Source organism: Rugosimonospora africana (assembly GCF_016862975.1).
Lineage (GTDB): Bacteria > Actinomycetota > Actinomycetes > Mycobacteriales > Micromonosporaceae > Rugosimonospora > Rugosimonospora africana.
Genome location: NZ_BONZ01000008.1, coordinates 57,077 through 76,615 on the forward strand (window position 1 = coordinate 57,077; position 19,539 = coordinate 76,615).

Here is a 19,539-nt window from a genome sequence, read left to right on the forward strand (position 1 = left end):
GATCGCAACACGAGTACCGGCACCGCCGTCACACTGCCCCGGCACGGCGGGCCGCCGCGCCGGGGCAGGAAGGGATCCGTTACGGGTAGGAGACCAGGTCCGCGAGATTGTTCGACGCGCTCGCCGATCCGCCACTGTTGTTGATGATGTGGGTGATCGTGCCCTTACCGCCACCGAGCGAGAACGTCATCATGTCGTGGAACTTGACGCCCGACGTGTTCGGTACCTCGATGGCGTGGTCCGCCACCACAGAGGGGTCCGCGGTGAAGTAGCAGTAGCTGCCCAGCCCCCACGCCTCGTGAGTGGTGACCGAGCCCGCCACCTTGTACGCCGCGTACCCGCGCGTGCTGCCGTTCATCCAGCTCGCCTGGTTCGGTACGTCGTAGGGCAGCTCGTTCTGGAAGAAGTAGGTGTGCCCGCCGTTGCCGTTCCACAGCACCGCGTACTGCTGGTAGTGCTCGGCCGCCAGCCCGTACATGGTGACGTTCGCGCCGTTGACCACCAGCCCGTTCGCCGCGGTGTTGGAGTTCCACCCGACCCCGTACGTGTGGTCGGCCCGCCACAGCCACAGGTCGTCGCCGATAACGTTGTTGCTGTTGACCTGCACGCTCACGGTCGCCTTACCGACCGCCGCGCCACCGATCCGGGCGAACACGTCGGACAGTACGGTCGGGTCGGCCGAGTGGTCGGCGGTGGAGCCGGTCGGGCCGACCTGAAGCAGGATCGGCGAGTTGGTCGTACCGGCATCGAAGAGCAGGCCGGCGATGCGGATCCCGTTCACGTCGGCGGTGGACATCGCGACTACGCCGTTGTCCGCTTCCAGGGTCGCGAGCCCCAGGCCGAGCACCACGGTGTCGGCCCGGGTGACCCGAATCGTGTCGGTCAGCTTGTAGACCCCAGGGGTGAACAGCAGGTTCTTACCGGCTGCCAGAGCGGCGTTGATGGTGGCCGCGGTGTCGCCCTGCTTTGCCACGTAGAACGTGCTGATCGGCAGCGAGGTTCCGGCCGCGGTGCCGTTGGCCCAGGTGGTACCGGAGGAGTTGGCGCGATCCGCGGGTACGAAGACCTGGTACGCGCCGGTGGAGTCGACGTACAGGAACGGCTTCTCGGCGATCGTCGGGGTCTGCCCGACGGTGGTGTACGGCGGGTTGGGGAAGCTCTGCGCCGGGGCGCGGACGTCACCGACGAACACCATGTTCCAGTTGGCCCCGGTCCAGCTGCCCCACTGGTCGTTGCGCGACAGCCACTGCTGCTGGCTGCCCGAGTTCACCTGGCCGTCGACCACCGAGTCACCGAGGAACCCACCGCTGGACCAGCCGCCGTTGTCGTCCAGGACGACGTTGCCCTTGATGTGCACCCGGCGCATCGGCGTGGCCTGGGACACGGCGTACTTCACGGTGCCGGAGGAGGGGCTGTCGGTGATGTTCTCGACGCCGCGCCAGAAGTTCTGGGTCGCGTTGCCGCCGTCCCACTGCGCGTCGACGTTGATGCCGCCGCCGGTGATGGTGGTGTCGTTCGGCGACATGCCCAGGCCGAGTACCTGCGTGTAGTAGCCGACGTTGACGCTCACGTTGTACGAGCCGGGGCGGAAGAGCAGCGCGTACCGCTGGGTACCAAACTGGTTGCTCTGCTGCTGGTTGTCCACGGCGTTGAGCTGGCTCTGAATCGCGGAGCTGGACATCGACGGGTCGAAGATCTTGACGTTCGGCCCGAGGTCCGGGTTGTTCGGGTTGCCGGGCGGCGTGGTGGTACCGCCGACCGGGTTCAGTGCGAACGACTGCGCGCCGGTGCCGTTGCATGTGTACTGCTGCAACTGCACGCTGTCCGCTACCGACGCGGCCGGTACGTCCAGGCACTTGCCGCTGTTGCGGTTGACGAAATGGTAGGTGCCGGCCGGCTCCGCCACGGGTTGCCACTGCTGGTTGTTGCCGTTGCTGTAGGTCCACAGCTGGATCGGTGCGCTGTCGGCGGTGGACACGTTGGTGACGTCCCAGACCTGGGCCACGTTGTTGCCGTTGCCCACCTGGAAGTATCCGCCGCTGGTGGCGGTGAACGTCCACGACTGCGCGCTGGTGCCGTTACAGGCGTACTGCTGCACGACCGTACCGTTGGCGGTCGCCGCGGCCTTGGCATCCACGCACTTGCCGCTGTTGCTGTTGACCACCGTGTACGCGGTACCCGAGACGACCGCGGCGGGCGCGGCGGCCTGGGTCGTCGCGGCGCCCGCCGCGGGCATCACGGCGATGGCCAGCCCGCCGGCGACCAGCGTCCCGGCCATCGCCACGCCCACCGCCACGACTGGTCTGGGTCGTCGCGCGGCGTCAGACGCGCCGAGCCGTTGTCGTCTTCTGTCTCCGGTTGCCATGCCCGCACTCCTCGACTCGGGGAACCTGCCGGCCCTGCCTCGGTGGGACGGGTCGCTGCCGTCGCGACCACGACCGAGGGGCAGGCCGGACTCGCTGAGAGTGAAGATTAGGAAGCTTTCCTAATCGACATCCTTCGAGGCTTGATTCAACTGCCATCGTCGATGGCCGTCAAGGTCTGCTGGCAAGGTCTACTGAGACATTCGATCGAGGTCCGCCGATCCGAGGCGGCCCGGGCCGCTGGCCGGCGGGCATCCATACGCGAAGCGGCGGCCCACGATGCCGTGGGCCGCCGCTGTGGCGCTAGTGCTGAGGTGCCAGATCGGCTAGAAAACGGTGTTGTACGCGTTCCAGCCGTTGCCGATCTGCTGACCGGACGCGTTGAGCCAGTTGCCCTTACCGTCGGTCTCGTAGAGCCGCATCGCGCCCGCGGGCGTGATGCCGATCAGGTCGACCTGGTTGTCGCCGTTCCAGTCTCCCGGGGACAGGAAGATGGAGAACGAGTTCCAGGCGCTACCGATCTTGACGCCGATCCCGCCGTTCAGCCAGCCGCCGTGCCCATCGCTCTCGTACAGGTACAGATCGCCATTGGTCGTGCGACCGATCAGCGTCTGGTGCCCGTCGCCCTTCCAGATGCCCGGGGTGAGGACGGTGTTGAACGAGTTCCAGGCGGTGCCGATCTTGATGCCGATCCCGCCGTTCTTCCAGCCGCCGTTCTGGTCGCTCTCGTACAGGTACAGGTCGCCGGTCGGGGTACGACCGAGCAGGTCCGGAAGACCGTCGTTCGTCCAGTTGTTGACGACCATGATGTCCGAGAACTTGTTCCAGCCGGTACCGATCTGGATCTTCTCGCCGGTGAAGCAGCACTCGCCGTCGCCGGGGTAGAGGAACAGATGACCCGTCGAGTCCGTGGCCATGACCGACTCGAGCCCGTCACCCAGCCAGTCCGACACCCGGAACAGCTTCTTGTAGCCCTGCCAACCGGTGCCGGCCAGGATGGGCCCTGTGGTGGAGAAGCCGTTCAGGCCGTTCAGCAGACCCGAACCGCTGTACTCGACGAGGTCGCCCGCGGAGTCCCTCGCGAAGAGGTCCGCGTGACCGTCACCGCCGAAGTCCAGGTTGCTGACCGGCGACCGGGTGAGGTCCTGGCTGACCGCGTTCGAGTAGTAGCTCAGCCGCTCGAACACACCGTAGTTTCCGGCCCCGGCGCACTCGTTGGAGGTCCAGTCGGTGATACCGACCTCCACGCCGTTGACCACCAGCGGGCCGCCCGAGTCACCGAAGCAGGTCCCCATGGTCTCCGTGCCGGCGCAGGTCATCCGGTTCGCGTCGTAACCGCTACCCATGGCGGAGCCACAGGTCGTGTCGTCCGCGATCGGCACGGTTACGGCTCGTAGGGTGCCCGAGTCTTCCGCGTCGGTCGAGGTGACTCCGTAGCCGACCGCGGTCGCGCTCGTCCCAGCGGCGTAGGCCGACTGGTCGCCCTGCGCCTGCAGGTTGATGGGCGTGTAGGCGCTGGGCAGCGGCTGCAGCAGCGTCAGCACCGAGACGTCGTCGACCGGTGCCGGCGCATTGCCGGAGATGTACGCCGCGTAGTTGAACGTCTGGTCGGTCCAGGTCGACTTGACGAAGTCCACGAATCCCGCCTGCGGGTCCGTGTCCAACTGGTTGGCGCCCGCCGTGACCCACGTGACGCCGAAGGCGTAATCCACGGTGCAGTGGCCGGCGGTCAGGATCTTGGTGCTACTGAGGATGGTGCCGGTGCAGGTGCTGATGTACGGATCGAGGTATTCCCCGCCGTCGTCGACCAGGAAGTACGTCTCGATACCGACGACGTACGGGTAGTCCGACGCGTTGACCGGAGAGCCACCGACGATGTTGGGTGACATGGCGCCGGTGGTGGCGGTCCCCTTCTGGAACGTCGCGCCGTGCTTGCCGGCCTTGGGCAACGAGATCTTGCCGGGCAGCTTGACGGCGTTCGCCGGCAGTTTGTCCTTCGAGATCACGAGCGGCGACGTCGACGCGCCTTTGACGCCCTTCGGCGTCGTGCCGCCCTCGGCGTGAGCCGCGGGCGCGGTCAGCCCGATAAGGCTGACGGTCAGGGCGGTGGCTAGTACTCCCAGCTTCGCGAGTCTGCGGCCCCCCGTGACGGTATCAACCGCCTTTGCCACGCAATTCCCTCCTGTGCGTAATGAGAGAACGGACTTGGTCGGTTCTCTCCCGGAGACGAATGAATGACGGCAATGGAAACAGCGCCGGCTTCCATGTATGGGACAACATGGAGTCAAGCCTCGGTCGGCCCGGGTGCAACAAATCCTTCCCGGACACAGGGGCATCCAGCGATCGCGTCCATGCCGAGCAGGAGCACGCTAGCAGAGATCGTCTTCAACGGAAAGGCCGTTGACCGGGGTTTGCGCGGCCGGTCGATCGCACCGGCCATTGGTCGGGGCAGTGATGATCTGCCATATGGGAATGCTTGCCGGGCACGCGAATTCTGCGCCCTTTTCGCCGATTTGGATCCGTGGATCCCGAGATCTAGCGGTGGGCCGGCGGCCCGGCCATCCCCACTACGGTTCCGACCTTCGGCCGAGGAAGCCCGAAGCTGCGACGGAAACCCGGAGGCACGACGGAAACCCGGAGGCGCGACCGGCTCCCGCCGCCGACTTGATAGGTGACTTCGAGGTCACCTATCCTGGGCTGGTGGACGACGACGATCGCGTCTTCAAGGCGCTCGCGGACCCCAGTCGCCGGCACCTGCTGGACATCCTCTTCGAGCGCGACGGGCGCACCCTGACCGACCTGGAGTCCACCCTGCGGATGACCCGGTTCGGGGTGATGAAGCACCTGCGGGTGCTGGAGGAAGCCGGGCTGATCGTCACCCGCCGGTCCGGCCGGGAAAAGCTGCACTTCCTCAATCCGGTGCCGATCCGGCTCATCCATGATCGATGGATCGACAAGTACACCGAGGGCCGCGCCTCGGCGCTTGTGGATCTGAAGAATCTATTAGAAGAGAATAAATAGATAACTGTCTGATAAGCGACTAAAGCGCGATGTGAACCTGCTCGCGTACATCGCGGCCGACTACGCCGGAATTCGCAGGTGGCTAACCGATAACACCACACCACATCATCCGTTTGGCCAGTCTGGCTCGGCGCTCTGGCGTCGCGCAACGACCCAGGCCAGTCGTTCGGCCAGGTCATGCCTGAGTCACAAGAAAGTTCACGCTCAGTTAACCAATTCCCGCTTCCGCGGTCCTAATGTTGAGGACCGTGGTATTCGCTGGGCAGGTAGCGGCGGACCGGCCGGATGGCGGCGCACCGGGCCCCGAGTCGGCCACCGAACGCATCCGGGTTCGCTACAACGGAGACGATTATTCGGCCGAGCCGATCGCCAAGGGCGCGGCCTACGAGATCTTCTCGACCGAGCCGGGCGCCGGCTTCCTACGTAACCCGCGGCCCGGCGCGCGCAAGCCGTACCGCCGGTTCGTTCCGGCCGTCGAGATCAACGTGATCGAGGGCCGGGCCCCGATACCCGCGGAGCAGCCGCTGTCCGCGCCGCTGTCCCGCAACCTGAGCTGGTCGGCGGTGCACGCGCTGAGCCAGTCGCGGCGCAACGTCGACGACGAGCTGGTGGCCCGGATCCGGCTTTCCGCCAAGATTTTCCGCGGTACCCGCATGGTGAAGGTGCTCTCCGGACGCCAACTCGCCGGGCACCTGCACGGCTGGCTGCCGCAGGGCTTCTGCTACCGCGAGTTCGACGTCGCCCACCTGCGGACACCCGCCGAGCTTTCGGTGCTGCGCAGCGACGGCGACGACGGCCGGGCCGACCCGGTGGTCTTCGCGCTGCGTTGGCGGGCGATCGACCCGAGCGACTACCAGGCTCCGTTCGCCGCCGACTTCGGCGGGCTCGTCCGGATGGCACCCGGCGACCGGCTCGGGTCGCCGGTGCTCGGCACCGGGTTCGCGCCGTCCGGTCAGCACGTCATCCCCGAGTTCGTCACCGCCAACCTGGCCGACCTGCCGCTGACCGCGTTCGCGGAACTGGTCGCGTACACCGACGACGGCACCGAGGTGGTGCTCTACCGGTACCTGCCGGAGCAGCGGGCCTGGGGCCGGATGTTCGGTCCACAGTGGCGGGGCCTGTTCGCCGCGGTGCCCGGGATCGCGCCGGAGCAGGAATACTTCGTGATCCCGCCGGCCCCGACCCGCCTGATGGGGCGCCACCACGGCGCCGAGTACGAGGCGATCGCCGACCCGCCCGGAGAGTTCCGGGTGCTGGCCAAGACTCGGGCGGCCCGGTATGCGGTGGAGTCGCTGTCCCGGCGCACCCCGTACCTGGGCTGGCGCCGGGCTCCGTGCACCGTGGTCCGGGACGAGGGCGACTGGCTGCGGGTACGGCTGGTCCGGCCGGACATCGAGTCGATCACCCGGCTGGGTGCGGGCTGCATCGAGCGAGGGATCTACGAGGCGTGGGCGCCCCGGGCGGAGACGGCCGGGTACCGCGAGGTCGACATCGAGTACGACCTGCGGAACCCGGCCGCGTAGAGCGGGGGGCGGACGTCAGCCGCCCAGCCGGGCCAGCTCTTCATCCACGATGGACTTGTCCAGCTTCTTGAACACCGGCTTCGGCGGGGCCAGCGGCGTACCCGCCGCGATCGGCACGGACCGCCAGCGCGCACCCTCGTCGTAGTCGCCGGCCAGCACCGGGTACCCGGGGCCGCCGTCCAGATCCTCGACCTCCACGATGGACGGCATCGGGGCGTGCACCCCGGTCCCGCCCAGCAGCTCGTGGATCGTCTGCGCGGCGTGCGGCAGGAACGGCGTCAGCAGGATGTTGCAGTCGCTGACCGCCTGCAGCGCCACGTGCAGGATCGTACCCAGCCGCTCCTGGTCGTCTTTGATCTTCCACGGCGCCTGGTCCGACAGGTACTTGTTCGCCTCGCCGACGACCCGCATCGCCTCGTTGATCGCCTGCTTCTGCCGGTGCCGGCCGATCAGGTCGCCGACCGTGTCGAACGCGGTGCGTACCGAGCTCAGCAGCGCCTCGTCCGCCTCGGTGAGCGGTCCGGCCGGCGGGATGGCACCGAAGTTCTTCGCCGCCATCGAGATCGAGCGGTTGACCAGGTTGCCCCAGCCGGCGACCAACTCGTCGTTGTTGCGCCGGAGGAACTCCGACCAGGTGAAGTCGGTGTCCGTGGTCTCCGGGCCGGCCACCGCGATGAAGTACCGCAGCGCGTCGGCGTCGTACCGGGACAGGAAGTCGCGTACGTAGATGACCACCGACCGGGACGAGGAGAACTTGCGGCCCTCCATCGTCAGGTACTCGCTGGACACGATCTCGGTGGGCAGCGCCAGCTTGCCGAACTCGCCCGGCTCGCCGCCCCGGGAGCCCTCGCCGTTGTACCCGAGCAACTCGGCCGGCCAGATCTGGGCGTGGAACGTGATGTTGTCCTTACCCATGAAGTAGGCCGACCGGGCGTCCTCCGCCTCCGCCGACCACCACTTCTTCCAGGCGTCCGGGTCGCCGGAGCGGCGGGCCCACTCGATCGCTGCCGACAGGTACCCGACGACCGCGTCGAACCACACGTACAGCCGCTTGTTCGGGTTGTCCTCCCAGGCGGGCAGCGGCACCGGGATGCCCCAGTCGATGTCCCGGGTCATCGCCCGCGGCCGGATGTCGTCGAGCAGGTTGAGCGCGAACTTCAGGACGTTGGGCCGCCAGTCGGTCCGGGCCTTGAGCCAGGAGGACAGCGCGTCGGCGAGCGCCGGCAGGTCGAGCAGGAAGTGCTCGGTCTCGACGAACGCGGGCGCCTCACCGTTGATCCGGGACCTCGGGTTGATCAGGTCGATCGGGTCGAGCTGGTTGCCGCAGTTGTCACACTGGTCGCCGCGCGCCTCCGGGTACCCGCAGATCGGGCAGGTGCCCTCGATGTACCGGTCGGGCAGCGTCCGGCCGGTCGACGGCGAGATCGCACCCTGGGTGGTCTCCTTGATCATGTATCCGTTGCGGTGAACGCCGCGGAACAACTCCTGGGCGACCGCGTAGTGGTTGCGCGTGGTGGTCCGGGTGAACAGGTCGTAGGACAGGCCGAGGGCGTGCAGGTCCTCGACGATCAGCCGGTTGTACCGGTCGGCCAGCTCGCGTGGCGTGACGCCCTCGCGCTCGGCCTGCACCAGGATGGGCGTTCCGTGCTCATCGGTGCCGGAGACCATGAGCACGTCGTGGCCGGCCATCCGCATGTACCGGCTGTAGACGTCGGAGGGAACCCCGAAACCGGACACATGACCGATGTGGCGCGGACCGTTGGCGTACGGCCAGGCGACCGCGGCGAGAACGTGACTCATGGGGTACCAGCGTAGTGGGCCCCGGATGAGGGGCCGGCCACCACCAGGTTGTAGACCTCCCGGCGGGGCAGCCCGTGCGACCGGGCCACGGCGGCGATCGCGTCCCGCCGCGGCGTACCGCCCGCCTCCAGGCCGGCCACCTCGGCCAGTACCGCCGCGTCGGTCGGGCGCACGGCGGCGGCCGCCGGCGCCCCGCCCACCACGACGCTGATCTCTCCGCGCGGCTGCTGGTCGGTGGCCCAGGCGGACAGCTCGCCGAGCGGCAGCCGGACGACCTCCTCGTAGGTCTTGGTCAACTCCCGGCAGAGGGCGGCCGGGCGCCGGTCGCCGAACGCGGCGGCCAGGTCGGCCAGCGTGGCGGCGATCCGGTGCGGCGCCTCGAAGAAGACCATCGTGCGCTCCTCGGCACCGAGCGCGGCCAGCCGGGACCGCCGCTCGCCCGGCTTGCGGGGCAGGAAGCCCTCGAAGCAGAACCGGTCGCTGGGCAGGCCGGACAGGGCCAGCGCGGTCGTCACGGCGCTGGGGCCGGGCGCGGAGGTCACCGGTACGCCGGCCTCGATGGCGGCCCGGACCAGCCGGTACCCGGGGTCGGAGACGCTCGGCATGCCGCCATCGGTGATCACCGCGACCACGGAGCCCGAGCCCATCGCCTCGATCAGCTCGGGGGTACGCCGCTCCTCGTTGCCCTCGAAGTAGGAGACGATCCGGCCGGGCAGCACGATGTCCAGCTCCCGGGCCAGCCGGACCAGCCGCCGGGTGTCCTCGGCGGCCACGATGTCGGCCCCGACCAGCGCGGTGCGCAGCCGCTCCGAGGCGTCCCCGACGTTGCCGAGCGGGGCGCCGACGAGGATCAGCCGTCCCTGAGCGTCCACCGAGTTCCCTCCGAGGTCCATGTGCCGGGGCGTGACGGGCGTGCCATGCCGCCATGCGCAGCCTACGATCGCAGGCGTGACTTCGGCGGTGATGACCGAGCCCGGCCCCCAGGCGGCCGATGAGGCGCCAGTGGTGCCAGAGATCGTCAGGCGGAGGCTCGCCCCGCCGATGCCCAAGGACGGCTGGCGGTCGTGGGTGGCCACCGCCGTGATCGTGGCGATCGCCGCGATACTGCGGCTGGTCCGCCTCAACCTGCCCAAGGGGCAGATCTTCGATGAGGTGTACTACGCCGTCGACGCCCACCACCTGCTGCAGCACGGCGTCGAATGGGACGAGAAGCAGAATACCGGCTCGTTCGTCGTGCACCCGCCGCTCGGCAAGTGGCTGATCGGGCTCGGCGAGAAGATCTTCGGGTACAACGAATTCGGCTGGCGCATCTCGGCGGCGGTCGCCGGCATCATCGCGGTGCTGATCGTCATCAGGCTGGGCCGGCGGATGTTCCGCTCGACCGTGCTGGGTTGCGCGGCCGGGCTGCTGATGGCGCTCGACGGGTTCGAGTTCGTGCTGTCCCGGGTCGCGCTGCTGGACATCTTCCTGCTGCTGTTCGTGCTGGCCGCGTTCACCTGCCTGGTGATGGACCGGGACCACCGCCGGTTGCGCTGGCTGCGGGCGCTGGAGCGGGGGATGGACCCGACCCAGCCGGGACGCGCCGGCCGGCCGCCGTTCGCGGTGCCGTGGTGGCGGCTGGCCGCCGGGTTGATGACCGGCTGCGCGATGGCGGTCAAGTGGAGCGCCCTGTGGTACATCATCGTCTTCGTCCTGCTGATCTACATCTGGGAGGCCGGCGCCCGGAAGAGCGCGGGTGTCCGGCGGCCGTGGCGCGACACCTTCCTGGACGAGACCGGCTGGGTGGCCGTGTTCGGCCTGATCATCGTGGGCGTGTACCTGGCCAGCTGGACCGGCTGGTTTGCCAGCAGCAAGGGCTGGGATCGGCACTGGCTCGCCTCGCAGGGGCACTCCGAGCCGCCGATCCTCGGTGCGCTGTTGAACCTGTGGCACTACCACCGGGAGGCGCTGCACTTCCACGACACGCTGGACAAGTCGCACCCGTACCAGTCGTGGCCGTGGCAGTGGCTGCTGCTGGGCCGGCCGGTCGCGTTCTACTACCAGAGCAACGGGCCCTGCGGCTCGCCGACCTGTTCGTCCGAAGTGATCCTGCTGGGCACCCCGGTGCTGTGGTGGTCGTTCATCGCGGCGCTGGCCGGGCTGGCCTGGTTCGGGATCAGCCGCCGCGACTGGCGGGCGCTGGCCATCGGCCTTGGCGTGATCGCGAGCATCGTGCCGTGGTTCCCGTACGAGGCCAAGGACCGGACGATGTTCTACTTCTACATCGCGCCGGCCGAGCCGTTCCTGATCCTGGCCGTGGTCTATGTCCTTGGCGCGCTGATCCGCAGCCCTGCTCGCAGTGCCGCCGTGACCCATTCGCCGGGCGGGGTGGAACTGCTGGAACCCGCCGACCGAAGACTCATGGGCACGGTGTTCGCCGGGGCGTACATGGTCGCCGTCGCCGTGATCTTCGCGTACTTCTATCCGATCTACGTCGGAAAGATCATCCCGTACGCGCAATGGATGGCGCGCATGTGGTTGGGCAGCCGCTGGATCTGAGCGGGTCTAGCTCTTCTGGTCGAAGAGGACGCTCACAGATTCACCATTGTGAATGCGTCGCATCGCCTCGGCCAGCGCCGGGGCGATCGACAGCACGCGCAGCTTCGGTACCCGCTTGTTCGCCGGGATCGGCACGGTGTTCGTGCAGACGACCTCCAGCACGTCGTCCGCCGAGCTGATCCGGTCCAGCGCACGATCGGCGAACAGCCCGTGGGTGCAGGCCACCCGGATGGAGTTGACCTTCAGCTCGCGTAGCCGGTCGAGCAGCTCCAGCACGGTGCTGCCGCGGGCGATCTCGTCGTCGAGGACGATCACGTCCTTACCGGTCACGTCACCGATCACCGCGCTGATGCTCACCCGGTCGTCCGCGTACCGCTGCTTGGCGCCGGCGGCGACCGGGACCCCGAGGAGCCGGGCGAAGTCGGCGGCCGGCTTGGCGTTGCCTAGGTCGGGCGAGACGACCACCACGTTGTCCAGGTTGTACTGGCGGAAGTGGGCGGCCAGCTCGCGCAGCGCGTGCAGGTGATCCACCGGCACGCTGAAGAACCCGTGGACCTGCGGTGAGTGCAGGGTCATCGCGAGTACCCGGCTGGCGCCGGCCGCCACCATCAGATCGGCAACCAGCCGGCCGCCGATGGAGATTCGCGGCGCGTCCTTCTTGTCCGACCGGGCGTACGCGTAATGCGGCAGGACCACGGTCGTCCGCGCGGCGGACGCACCCTTGGCGGCGTCCAGCATGAGCAGCAGCTCGACCAGGTTCTCCTGGACCGGCGGCACCAGCGGCTGGATCAGGAAGACGTCGCGCTCTCGGCAGTTGGCCTGGAGCTGGACCTCCAAGCAGTCGTTGGCGAATCGGGAGACCTGCACCGGACGCAACGGGGTGCCCAGGTGAGCGCAGATCTCGGTGGCCAATTCGGGGTGGGCATTGCCACTGAACACCGCGATGTCCTCGTGCACGCCGCAACCATAGCCGCCCGGATCGCACCGTCTTCACGAACCGGTAAAGAGTGTGACGCGTTTGATCCTCTGTGCCGTAGGCCGCCTGTGCACCGTATGCCGCACGGTGTCCAGTCGGCCGGCGGCGGACCGGACGAACCTACCGAGAGCTGCCGAAACTCTGCGCCAGCGGGTCGTCGCACCTTCCGTCCCGACGGCGCGCCTGGTCCCGGCCCGCCCGACCCGCCCCGCTTCCGGACCCGCCCCGCTTCCGGACCCGCCCAGCGCGGCCCGTCTCCAGGCCCGCCCAGTGCGGCCTGCTCTGGACCCGCCGGCCGAGAGGCGCGCTCCAACCCGCGCGACGGGCGGATCCGGGCCGGGCGGAACACGCCGCCCGGCCCGGTCGGTCATCAGCCGTGTGACCGCTGGTCCGCCTGCCACCGGCGGAGGCCGAGCTTGATCCGCTCATTCTCCGATCGGAGTCGGGCGATCTCGGTCCGTAGCACCCGCTCCACGTGATCCCGGAGAACCAGCGCGTCGGCGATCCGGCCGAGATACGCGCGCACGTCGGTGGCGTCCAGGCCGATCCGGTACCAGGGAGCCCGGCGGAACGTCACGTTCGCGACGTCATGGGGTTGCACCGGCCGCATCATCGATCACCGTCCAGGCGACGCGGGCAGCGGGACCGGGTGGCCAGGTGCAGCCACTCGCCGGTCTCTCGGTCACGGATCAGCGGTGTCGGGCAGCTACACATGCCGCTGCCCGGCGGCCGGCCGGCCACCCGGTTGATGGTCGCGACGGCCCCGCCCGATCCGTTGCGGAGCGGGTGGCGTCTGAACGCGACGCCGCCCGGTTCGGTGGCACTCATCGGGCACCATCCACTGTGGACGGCCGCCGGCCACTCGTGCTGTAGAGCATGTGCCCGTGCAGCACGATGCCGGGGGTACGGAGCAGCTCATGCGCGCGGTCGAGTTCGTCGCAGGTCAGGCCGGCGGCGAGAAGGTGCTCGCGCAGCTGCTCGGTACCCGCGATGAGCAGCTGGCAGCCGGGGCTGCCACCGCGCCACGTGCCGCCGTACGCCACCGAGCGGACGTCGGTCAGCCCCTCCTCCATGAACGCGAGCAGGGCCCGCCTCGACCAGCCGCGGTCGCTGCCGTGTTCGGAGAGGGTACGCAGGTGGGCGAGGTGGAACCGGCGGAGCAGCGTCGCGTCGTCCTCACTGGTGGCGTGGGCCACGATCTCGTGCGGCGAGGTGGGCCAGAAGTCCTCGGTCAGCAGGACGCCGCCGGGCGCGACCACCTCCGCGAGGCGTTCCAGCACTTGCCGGCGCTGGGGCAGGTGATTGAGCAGCAGCCGGGCGTGCACCAGGTCGTAGTCCCCGCCGGGCGGTACCTGCGAGGTGATGTCGTGCTCTAGCACGGTCAGGCGCGGATGGTCCGGGATGAGCCCGGGCTTCGTGTCCGTGGCGACGACCGAGCCGTCCGGCCCGACCCGGTCGGCCAGCCAGAGGGCGACGCTTCCAGCCCCGGCGCCCACCTCCAGGCAGTGGGCACCGGTCAGGTCCAGGAGATCGGTGATCCGCCACCTGGTGACGGGATCGAGCAGGGAGGCCAGGGCCTCGTGATGAGCGGTGGCCTCCGCACTGTCGTTGTCATAGGCGTACGGGCGGGTGGTCCAGCTGGTCACGTCAGGCTCCCTTCGGTGCGAGTGAGAAGTCCACGACCCGGTCGGGTGTGAGTCCGGGGCCGATCAGCCCCGCCGCCTCCAGCAGGCTGATGCCGCGCATCACCCGGGTCTCGTCGAGCACTCCGGAGTCCACGTACGGGCGCATCTGCCGCATGGTCTGGGCGACCATGTCCGGGTCGAGGACGGCCAGGGCGGCGTGCGCCACCCGGGCGGCGTCCTCCGGCGCTTCGACCGCGTACCGGATGCCGCGCAACATCGCCGTACCGAACCGTCTGGCCAGATCCGGTCTCGTGCGGATGAGCGACGTCGTGGTGATGAGTACCGAGCCGTACAGGTCGGTGAGGTACTTGGCGTACGGGAGGACGACCGGCTCCCTGCCGCCGGCAGCCTTCCGGATGATCGGGGTGTCGACCAGGTACGCGCCCTCGGCGTCGATCCTCCCGCTGGCCAGGGCCGCGGGCAGTTGGTCCGGCAACAGGTTCACGATCTTCACGCGGGCCGGGTCGATGCCGGCGAGCCGCGCATAGGTCGGGAACAGTGTCTGGGTCGCGGCGGCCGAGGCGGTGCCGAGCGTCTTGCCCGACAGGTCGATGGGCAGGGCGATGCGGCGGTCGGGCAGGCTGACCATCGACAGCAGGGTGCTGTGCTGGATCGCGGCGATCACCCGGAAGTTCGGCCACTCGGAGCTCGCCCCGCGTACGGCGCTGACGAAGTCGACGATCGCGAACTGCGCCTTGCCGCTGGCGAGGATCTTGAGGTTGGCGTCGCTCGGGGCGCCCGGCTGGATCGACACCTGGATCCCGGCTTCCCTGAAGAAGCCCATGCCGTCGGCCACCCAGCTGTAGCTCTCGCGCGGAGTCGTGCCGAACCCGGTGAGAACACTGACCTTGTCGATCGCCTTCCGGCCGGTGGGCTTCTCGCTCCGGCCGCACGCCACCAGGGTGGGTGCGGCGATCGCCGCGGTGACCGGTGCGGTCGCGGTGGCGGCGATGGTGGCGAGCACTTGACGCCGTGAGGCCATGGCGCTGTCCTTTCCTGTTGTCTGGTTCCTTGTTGAGTTGGTCTGATTCGTTCGGCGGTCGGACTGCTTCTCTCGGCCGTCGGTTCTCTCGGCCGTCGGTTTCTCGTGGCCGTTGGTTTCTCTGGGCCGCTGGTTGCCGGCTGCTTCTGTCGGCTGTCGGTCGGTGGCCGTCGGTCGCTCGCGTTGCTGATGACCGGGTGGTGTTGCCGGTGGCCGCGCGACCCGGTAGTTGCTTTCGGTGGCCGGCGGTTGCCGGGGCCGCATGCAGGCCGAGGTGGCTGGCTGTGTTACGAGCGACTGCCTGTCGTGCGGTGACTGTCTGTGGTGCGAGCGATTGCCTCTGATGCGGTGACTGGCTGTGTTGCGGCTCGCTGCCTCTGGTGCGGCTGGCTGCCTCCGGTGCGGGTGGCCGCGTCTGGTACGGGCGGCTGGCTGTGTTTGCGGGCGACTGGTTGTGGTGCGGGTGGCTGCCTGTAGTGCGGTGACTGGCTGTGGTAGGGGTGGCTGGCTCTTGGCGCCGGTCCGGCCGGTTCGCCGTCGGGGACACGGCGTCCTGCTCGCTCCCGGCCCGCGGGACGCCGCCGCTCGCCGGCCTGGGGTCGTGTTCCTGACCCCCGTTGGGTCGCACGGTTCCCGGCCCCGTTCGCCGAGGCTCGAGCCTCAGAGGCCGATCCTCGGCGCGGATCCTCGATCGCTGATCTGTCGAGCCGTGCCCGCTCGCGGCCGTCCGCCCCGGCTTCGGGCGCAGTGAACGCGCCCGTCGTCGCGACGGACCAGCGGATTCGCTCTGGCGGACTCGCTCCAGCGGATCGTTTCGAAGCGATCGACGAGAGACCGGTCAGCTGAGGGTTCGGCCCCTGAGGGACGGGCCGCTGAGGGACGAGCGCTGAGGGACGAGCCGCTAAAAGACGAGTCCATGGAAGCGGGTCAATGACCAGCCGTTAGTGCAGGTATTTCAGCGGCAGGTTGTTCAGCGCAGGTCGTCCAGTGGCGGGTCGTCCAGTGGCAGGTCGTCCAGTGGCAGGTCACTGGTTGGCGGGTCGTTTGTGATGAGCCGAACGTCGCGGCCGGCCGAGGCCGGTCCAGGAATGCTCGGGGCTGCGTTTAGATCGACCGACGCGACCACCTCCCGGGCCCGGCGGAGTCGGACAGGTCCGGGTCGGTGGGTCGCCGTACGCAGGCCGTCAGCAGTCCGCGCGCCGCGAGTCCGGCTCGTGGGCAGGGAAAGATTTCGCCACACGTGCAGCGGTTGTCCGACTCCGGCTGGTGGTCCAGGTGCAGCGCATGCGCCACGCGCCACAGCAGGGGATCGGTGCACCCTTCCGGGGGCTGCTCAGGCGGATCTTCAGGGTCGTACCGAACGCTCGCCATGTGATCCTCCCGAACAGGCCGGCGGTCCCAATAAGTCGGACCGGCTGTCGCGATGCCGAACGTGGGTGGGTACGGGGTGCGACGGTTTCCGGCGAGCCAACAGTGGCGACCGTGAACTGCCGCCGGGAGATCCTGTGCCGCCGCACCCCGCGTTTTCAGTACGGGTGCGGGAATCGGGCCGCTCCAGACACCGGTTCCCGCACCCGGCTGGAAGTTACCATACCTACGTAGGTACGTAGATACAATAACCTGACTCTACGTGACGACGTACCGTCACCTTCATGATCGATCCCTCTGCCGATCGGGCTCAGTACAGGCAGATCGCGGACAGCCTGCGTGACGCGATCATGAGCGGACAGTTGCCTGATGGTGCGCGAGTGCCCAGCGAGGAACAGCTTCGCCAGGAACACGGCGTCAGCCGGACGACCGTGCGCAAGGCGATCGACGTGCTCAAGGGCGAAGGTCTGGTCGAGGTGCGCGCGCCACGCGGGACCTTCGTCCGGAACAACCAGCAGCCGGTGCAGACCGTGCCGCTGCGGCGGGGCGACCGCGTGCGAGCCCGGATGCCCTCGCCCGAGGAGCGGCGCGAGCACGACGTCCGCGAGGGAGTGCCCTTCCTGGTCGTCACGCGGGCGGACGGCACGGTGGAAGTGCACCCGGGCGACCGCACCCAGGCCCAGCAGGGCCCGACCGGTCGCTGAACCGTCGGAGCGATGAGCATGGCGAAATCCGATTCGAGGCGCGCCGAGACGCCGCCGCCACCGCCCGAGCCGCTGGCGGTGCCGGTCCCGGACAGCCACACGCACCTCGACATCGTCGGCGGAGACCCGGCGGCCGACATCGAGGCGGCCCGGAAGGTGGGCATCGACCGGCTGGTCCAGGTCGGGGTCGACCTGGACTCCTCGCGCTGGGCGGCCGAGCTCGCCGCCGCGCAGCCGGCCGTGCTGGCGGCGGTCGCGCTGCATCCGAACGAGGCGCCCCGGCTGGCTGACCTGGACTCGGAGCTGCGCGCGATCGAGGACCTGGCCGGCCAGTCGAGGGTGCGGGGCATCGGCGAGACCGGTCTGGACTACTTCCGGACCGGTGAGGACGGGCGAGCCGCGCAGGAGCACAGTTTCCGGGCGCACATCGCGATCGCGAAGCGGTTCGGCAAGGCGCTGGTGATCCATGACCGCGACGCGCACGCCGACGTGCTCCGGGTGCTCGACGAGGAGGGCTCGCCGGACACCGTCGTGCTGCACTGCTTCTCCGGCGACCGCGCCTTCGCCACCGAGTGCGTGCGCCGCGGCTATGTCCTGTCCTTCGCCGGCACGGTGACCTTCAAGAACGCGGCCAACCTGCGGGACGCGGCGCTGGTCACGCCGCCGGACCAGATGATGGTGGAGACCGACGCGCCCTATCTGACTCCGATGCCCTACCGGGGCCGGCCGAACGCGCCCTATCTCGTGCCGCTGACCGTGCGGTCGCTCGCCGAGACCACCGGTCGCGACCTCGACGAGCTCTGTGCGGCGATCTCCACCACGACCGAGCGGGTCTTCGGGGGATGGGCTCCCGGCAAGTGATGCATCACTCTGCATCACTTGACTGCATCACAAATCTGGTGCAGTGTAAAGGCCATGCGACGGACGACGATCACCCTGACCGTGGGTCAGGAGCGGGCACTGGTCGGCTTCGCCCGGCCCGGCCCCTATCAGGACGAGTTGCGCGCCTGGGCGCGTGATCGGGGAATCGAGCTCAACGACTCACCCGCCGAGGCGGCTCTCGTCCGGTTGCTGATCGACGCCGGCATCGAGCACGTCCGCGCCCACTCGGCCGAGGTCGCCTACCGGGAGCTGGCCGGGGTCTATGTGGACGAGGGGCTCACCGGCGAGGTCTCGGCGCTCACCGGGGAGGAGTCGATGGGCCCGCCCTCGACCGGCGAGGGCGCCGTGCCCGACGCGGGCATCGGCGGTCAGCAGGTCGCACGGTGGTGACCGGGGCGGCGCGGCGCGGCGACGCGGGCGGCGGGCCCAGGTCGGCGGAGGTCCGGCCGATATCCGGCCGCCGATCGCCGCATCCACGCCGGGGGCAGGTCTACTGGCTGGACGTCCCCGGCGTGGGGCGGAGGCCGTGGCTGATCGTCTCGGCCGACGAGATCAACCGGACCGCGGAGTTGGACCACGTGGTCGCGGTGCGTGTGTCGACCGCCGACCGGCGCCGACATCTGCCGACAGTCGTGGCGCTCGGACCGGGCGAGCCGTTGTCCGGAAGTGTCCTCGCCGGCACCGTCATGCAGGTGAGGCGAGATCGGTTCGTCGAGTTGGCCGGCACGCTGTCTCCGGACGTCATGAGCAGCGTCGACATCGCGCTGCGCGAGACGCTCGGGCTGAGGTGACGGAGGCCGTGCCCGCCGCTGCGGCCGAGACTGGCACCGTACGCTGGGTCACCGTGACCGGTCTGCTGGGCCCGGCTGAGATCCGGGAGTTGGCTGCGCGCCTCGGCGTCATGCCGACCAAGAGTCTCGGTCAGAACTTCGTCCACGATCCGAACACGGTGCGGCGGATCGTTCGGGCCGCCGATCTCTCGCCCGACGACGTCGTGGTCGAGGTCGGCCCGGGGCTCGGCTCGCTCACTCTCGGGCTCCTGCCCGCCTGTGCCCATGTCTACGCGATCGAGATCGATCCGGTGCTCGCCGGTCGGCTGGCGCTGACCGCGGAGGAGCGGGCGCCCGAGCACGCCGACCGGCTCACGATCATGAACCGTGACGCGCTCAAGCTGCGACCCGAAGACGTGGGGGAGCCCAGTGCGCTGGTGGCGAACCTGCCGTACAACGTCGCCGTACCGGTCGTGCTGCACCTGCTCGCCATCCTGCCGTCGCTGCGCCACGGCCTGGTCATGGTGCAGAAGGAGGTCGCCGACCGGTTGACTGCCGCCCCAGGCTCCCGGGTCTACGGCGTGCCGAGCGTCAAACTCGCCTGGTATGCGAGTGCGCGGGCGGCCGGTCGAGTGCCGCCCAGCGTGTTCTGGCCGGTACCCAATGTCGATTCCGGGCTGGTCGCCTTCGCCGGCCGGCAACCGCCGGCGGGCGCGGACCGCCGCGAGACCTTCGCTGTGATCGACTATGCGTTCGCCCAGCGACGCAAGACCCTGCGCGCGGCCCTGGCGGGGTGGGCCGGCAGCGCCGGCGCGGCGGCCGAAATTCTGGTTCGGGCGGGGGTGGATCCGCAGGCTCGCGGTGAATCGCTCACCATAGAGCAGTTCGCCGCGATCGCGGCGGCGCGGCTTGAGGAGGCAGCGTGAG

Annotated in this window: 17 protein-coding genes; 8 read left to right on the forward strand and 9 right to left on the reverse strand. The window is 69.2% G+C overall.

Going from position 1 to position 19,539, the window contains the following annotated elements; all coding sequences use genetic code 11:
• Positions 1-79 precede the first annotated feature (79 nt).
• Positions 80-2,365 (reverse strand): RICIN domain-containing protein, encoded by a 2,286-nt coding sequence (locus Raf01_RS03725; RefSeq protein WP_239133344.1) that lies wholly within the window; start codon positions 2,363-2,365, stop codon positions 80-82.
• Positions 2,366-2,689: 324 nt separating this feature from the next.
• Positions 2,690-4,534: a trypsin-like serine protease gene (locus Raf01_RS03730; RefSeq protein WP_239133345.1), complete on the reverse strand. Its 1,845-nt coding sequence runs from the start codon at positions 4,532-4,534 to the stop codon at positions 2,690-2,692.
• A 529-nt stretch (positions 4,535-5,063) separates the two neighbouring features.
• Here Raf01_RS03730 and Raf01_RS03735 point away from each other — a divergent pair.
• Positions 5,064-5,384 carry an ArsR/SmtB family transcription factor gene (locus Raf01_RS03735; protein WP_203916278.1) on the forward strand — a complete coding sequence of 107 codons (321 nt, stop codon included), beginning with the start codon at positions 5,064-5,066 and terminating at the stop codon, positions 5,382-5,384.
• A 248-nt stretch (positions 5,385-5,632) separates the two neighbouring features.
• Positions 5,633-6,907, forward strand: a complete 1,275-nt coding sequence (locus tag Raf01_RS03740; protein WP_239133346.1) for a hypothetical protein — start codon at positions 5,633-5,635, stop codon at positions 6,905-6,907.
• Positions 6,908-6,922: 15 nt separating this feature from the next.
• On the opposite strand, the gene metG is transcribed toward Raf01_RS03740, so the two are convergent.
• Both metG and rsmI read right to left on the reverse strand, forming a co-directional pair.
• On the reverse strand, positions 6,923-8,707 hold the full coding sequence (metG, locus tag Raf01_RS03745; protein ID WP_203916279.1) for a methionine--tRNA ligase: 1,785 nt from the start codon (positions 8,705-8,707) through the stop codon (positions 6,923-6,925).
• The gene (rsmI, locus tag Raf01_RS03750) at positions 8,704-9,600 is read right to left on the reverse strand and encodes a 16S rRNA (cytidine(1402)-2'-O)-methyltransferase (protein ID WP_373319458.1); all 897 of its coding nucleotides are present in this window, start codon (positions 9,598-9,600) and stop codon (positions 8,704-8,706) included. Before rsmI ends, metG begins: the two co-directional genes overlap by 4 nt.
• A gap of 55 nt (positions 9,601-9,655) precedes the next feature.
• Here rsmI and Raf01_RS03755 point away from each other — a divergent pair, with 55 nt between their 5' ends.
• Positions 9,656-11,245, forward strand: coding sequence for a dolichyl-phosphate-mannose--protein mannosyltransferase (locus tag Raf01_RS03755; protein ID WP_373319459.1), 1,590 nt, complete (start codon positions 9,656-9,658; stop codon positions 11,243-11,245).
• A 6-nt stretch (positions 11,246-11,251) separates the two neighbouring features.
• Here the strand turns inward: Raf01_RS03755 and Raf01_RS03760 are convergent, their stop codons facing one another.
• The 5 genes from Raf01_RS03760 to Raf01_RS03780 all read right to left on the reverse strand — a co-directional run bounded on the left by Raf01_RS03760 (position 11,252) and on the right by Raf01_RS03780 (position 14,888).
• Positions 11,252-12,202 (reverse strand): ribose-phosphate diphosphokinase, encoded by a 951-nt coding sequence (locus Raf01_RS03760; protein WP_203916281.1) that lies wholly within the window; start codon positions 12,200-12,202, stop codon positions 11,252-11,254.
• 389 nt (positions 12,203-12,591) lie between these two features.
• Positions 12,592-12,822, reverse strand: a complete 231-nt coding sequence (locus Raf01_RS03765) for a DivIVA domain-containing protein (protein ID WP_203916282.1) — start codon at positions 12,820-12,822, stop codon at positions 12,592-12,594.
• Positions 12,823-12,830: 8 nt separating this feature from the next.
• Positions 12,831-13,049, reverse strand: coding sequence for a hypothetical protein (locus Raf01_RS03770; RefSeq protein ID WP_203916283.1), 219 nt, complete (start codon positions 13,047-13,049; stop codon positions 12,831-12,833).
• Entirely contained in the window at positions 13,046-13,867 is an 822-nt protein-coding gene (locus Raf01_RS03775) for a class I SAM-dependent methyltransferase (protein WP_203916284.1), read from the reverse strand. Before Raf01_RS03775 ends, Raf01_RS03770 begins: the two co-directional genes overlap by 4 nt.
• A 1-nt stretch (position 13,868) precedes the next feature.
• A complete protein-coding gene (locus tag Raf01_RS03780; protein ID WP_203916285.1) occupies positions 13,869-14,888 on the reverse strand; it encodes an ABC transporter substrate-binding protein in 1,020 nt (339 codons plus the stop codon).
• Positions 14,889-16,540: 1,652 nt separating this feature from the next.
• On the opposite strand from Raf01_RS03780, the gene Raf01_RS03785 reads away from it, so the two are divergent.
• The 5 genes from Raf01_RS03785 to rsmA are packed head-to-tail and all read left to right on the forward strand — an operon-like array spanning position 16,541 to position 19,538.
• A complete protein-coding gene (locus Raf01_RS03785; protein ID WP_203916286.1) occupies positions 16,541-16,960 on the forward strand; it encodes a GntR family transcriptional regulator in 420 nt (139 codons plus the stop codon).
• Between the two features lie 12 nt (positions 16,961-16,972).
• A complete protein-coding gene (locus tag Raf01_RS03790) occupies positions 16,973-17,821 on the forward strand; it encodes a TatD family hydrolase (protein WP_203916287.1) in 849 nt (282 codons plus the stop codon).
• 54 nt (positions 17,822-17,875) lie between these two features.
• Positions 17,876-18,232 (forward strand): hypothetical protein, encoded by a 357-nt coding sequence (locus tag Raf01_RS03795; RefSeq protein WP_203916288.1) that lies wholly within the window; start codon positions 17,876-17,878, stop codon positions 18,230-18,232.
• A complete protein-coding gene (locus Raf01_RS03800; protein WP_275412952.1) occupies positions 18,229-18,633 on the forward strand; it encodes a type II toxin-antitoxin system PemK/MazF family toxin in 405 nt (134 codons plus the stop codon). Before Raf01_RS03795 ends, Raf01_RS03800 begins: the two co-directional genes overlap by 4 nt.
• A gap of 53 nt (positions 18,634-18,686) precedes the next feature.
• Positions 18,687-19,538, forward strand: coding sequence for a 16S rRNA (adenine(1518)-N(6)/adenine(1519)-N(6))-dimethyltransferase RsmA (gene rsmA, locus Raf01_RS03805; RefSeq protein ID WP_203916290.1), 852 nt, complete (start codon positions 18,687-18,689; stop codon positions 19,536-19,538).
• Position 19,539: the final 1 nt, after the last annotated feature.

Excerpts from the sequence above, each read along its gene's own strand:
- Raf01_RS03725 (WP_239133344.1), bottom strand. The coding sequence starts at position 2,365 with ATGGCAACCGGAGACAGAAGACGACAACGGCTCGGCGCGTCTGACGCC.
- metG (WP_203916279.1), bottom strand. The coding sequence starts at position 8,707 with ATGAGTCACGTTCTCGCCGCGGTCGCCTGGCCGTACGCCAACGGTCCG.
- rsmI (WP_373319458.1), bottom strand. The coding sequence starts at position 9,600 with ATGGACCTCGGAGGGAACTCGGTGGACGCTCAGGGACGGCTGATCCTC.
- Raf01_RS03770 (WP_203916283.1), bottom strand. The coding sequence starts at position 13,049 with ATGAGTGCCACCGAACCGGGCGGCGTCGCGTTCAGACGCCACCCGCTC.
- Raf01_RS03780 (WP_203916285.1), bottom strand. The coding sequence starts at position 14,888 with ATGGCCTCACGGCGTCAAGTGCTCGCCACCATCGCCGCCACCGCGACC.
- Raf01_RS03785 (WP_203916286.1), top strand. The coding sequence starts at position 16,541 with ATGATCGATCCCTCTGCCGATCGGGCTCAGTACAGGCAGATCGCGGAC.
- Raf01_RS03790 (WP_203916287.1), top strand. The coding sequence starts at position 16,973 with ATGAGCATGGCGAAATCCGATTCGAGGCGCGCCGAGACGCCGCCGCCA.
- Raf01_RS03795 (WP_203916288.1), top strand. The coding sequence starts at position 17,876 with ATGCGACGGACGACGATCACCCTGACCGTGGGTCAGGAGCGGGCACTG.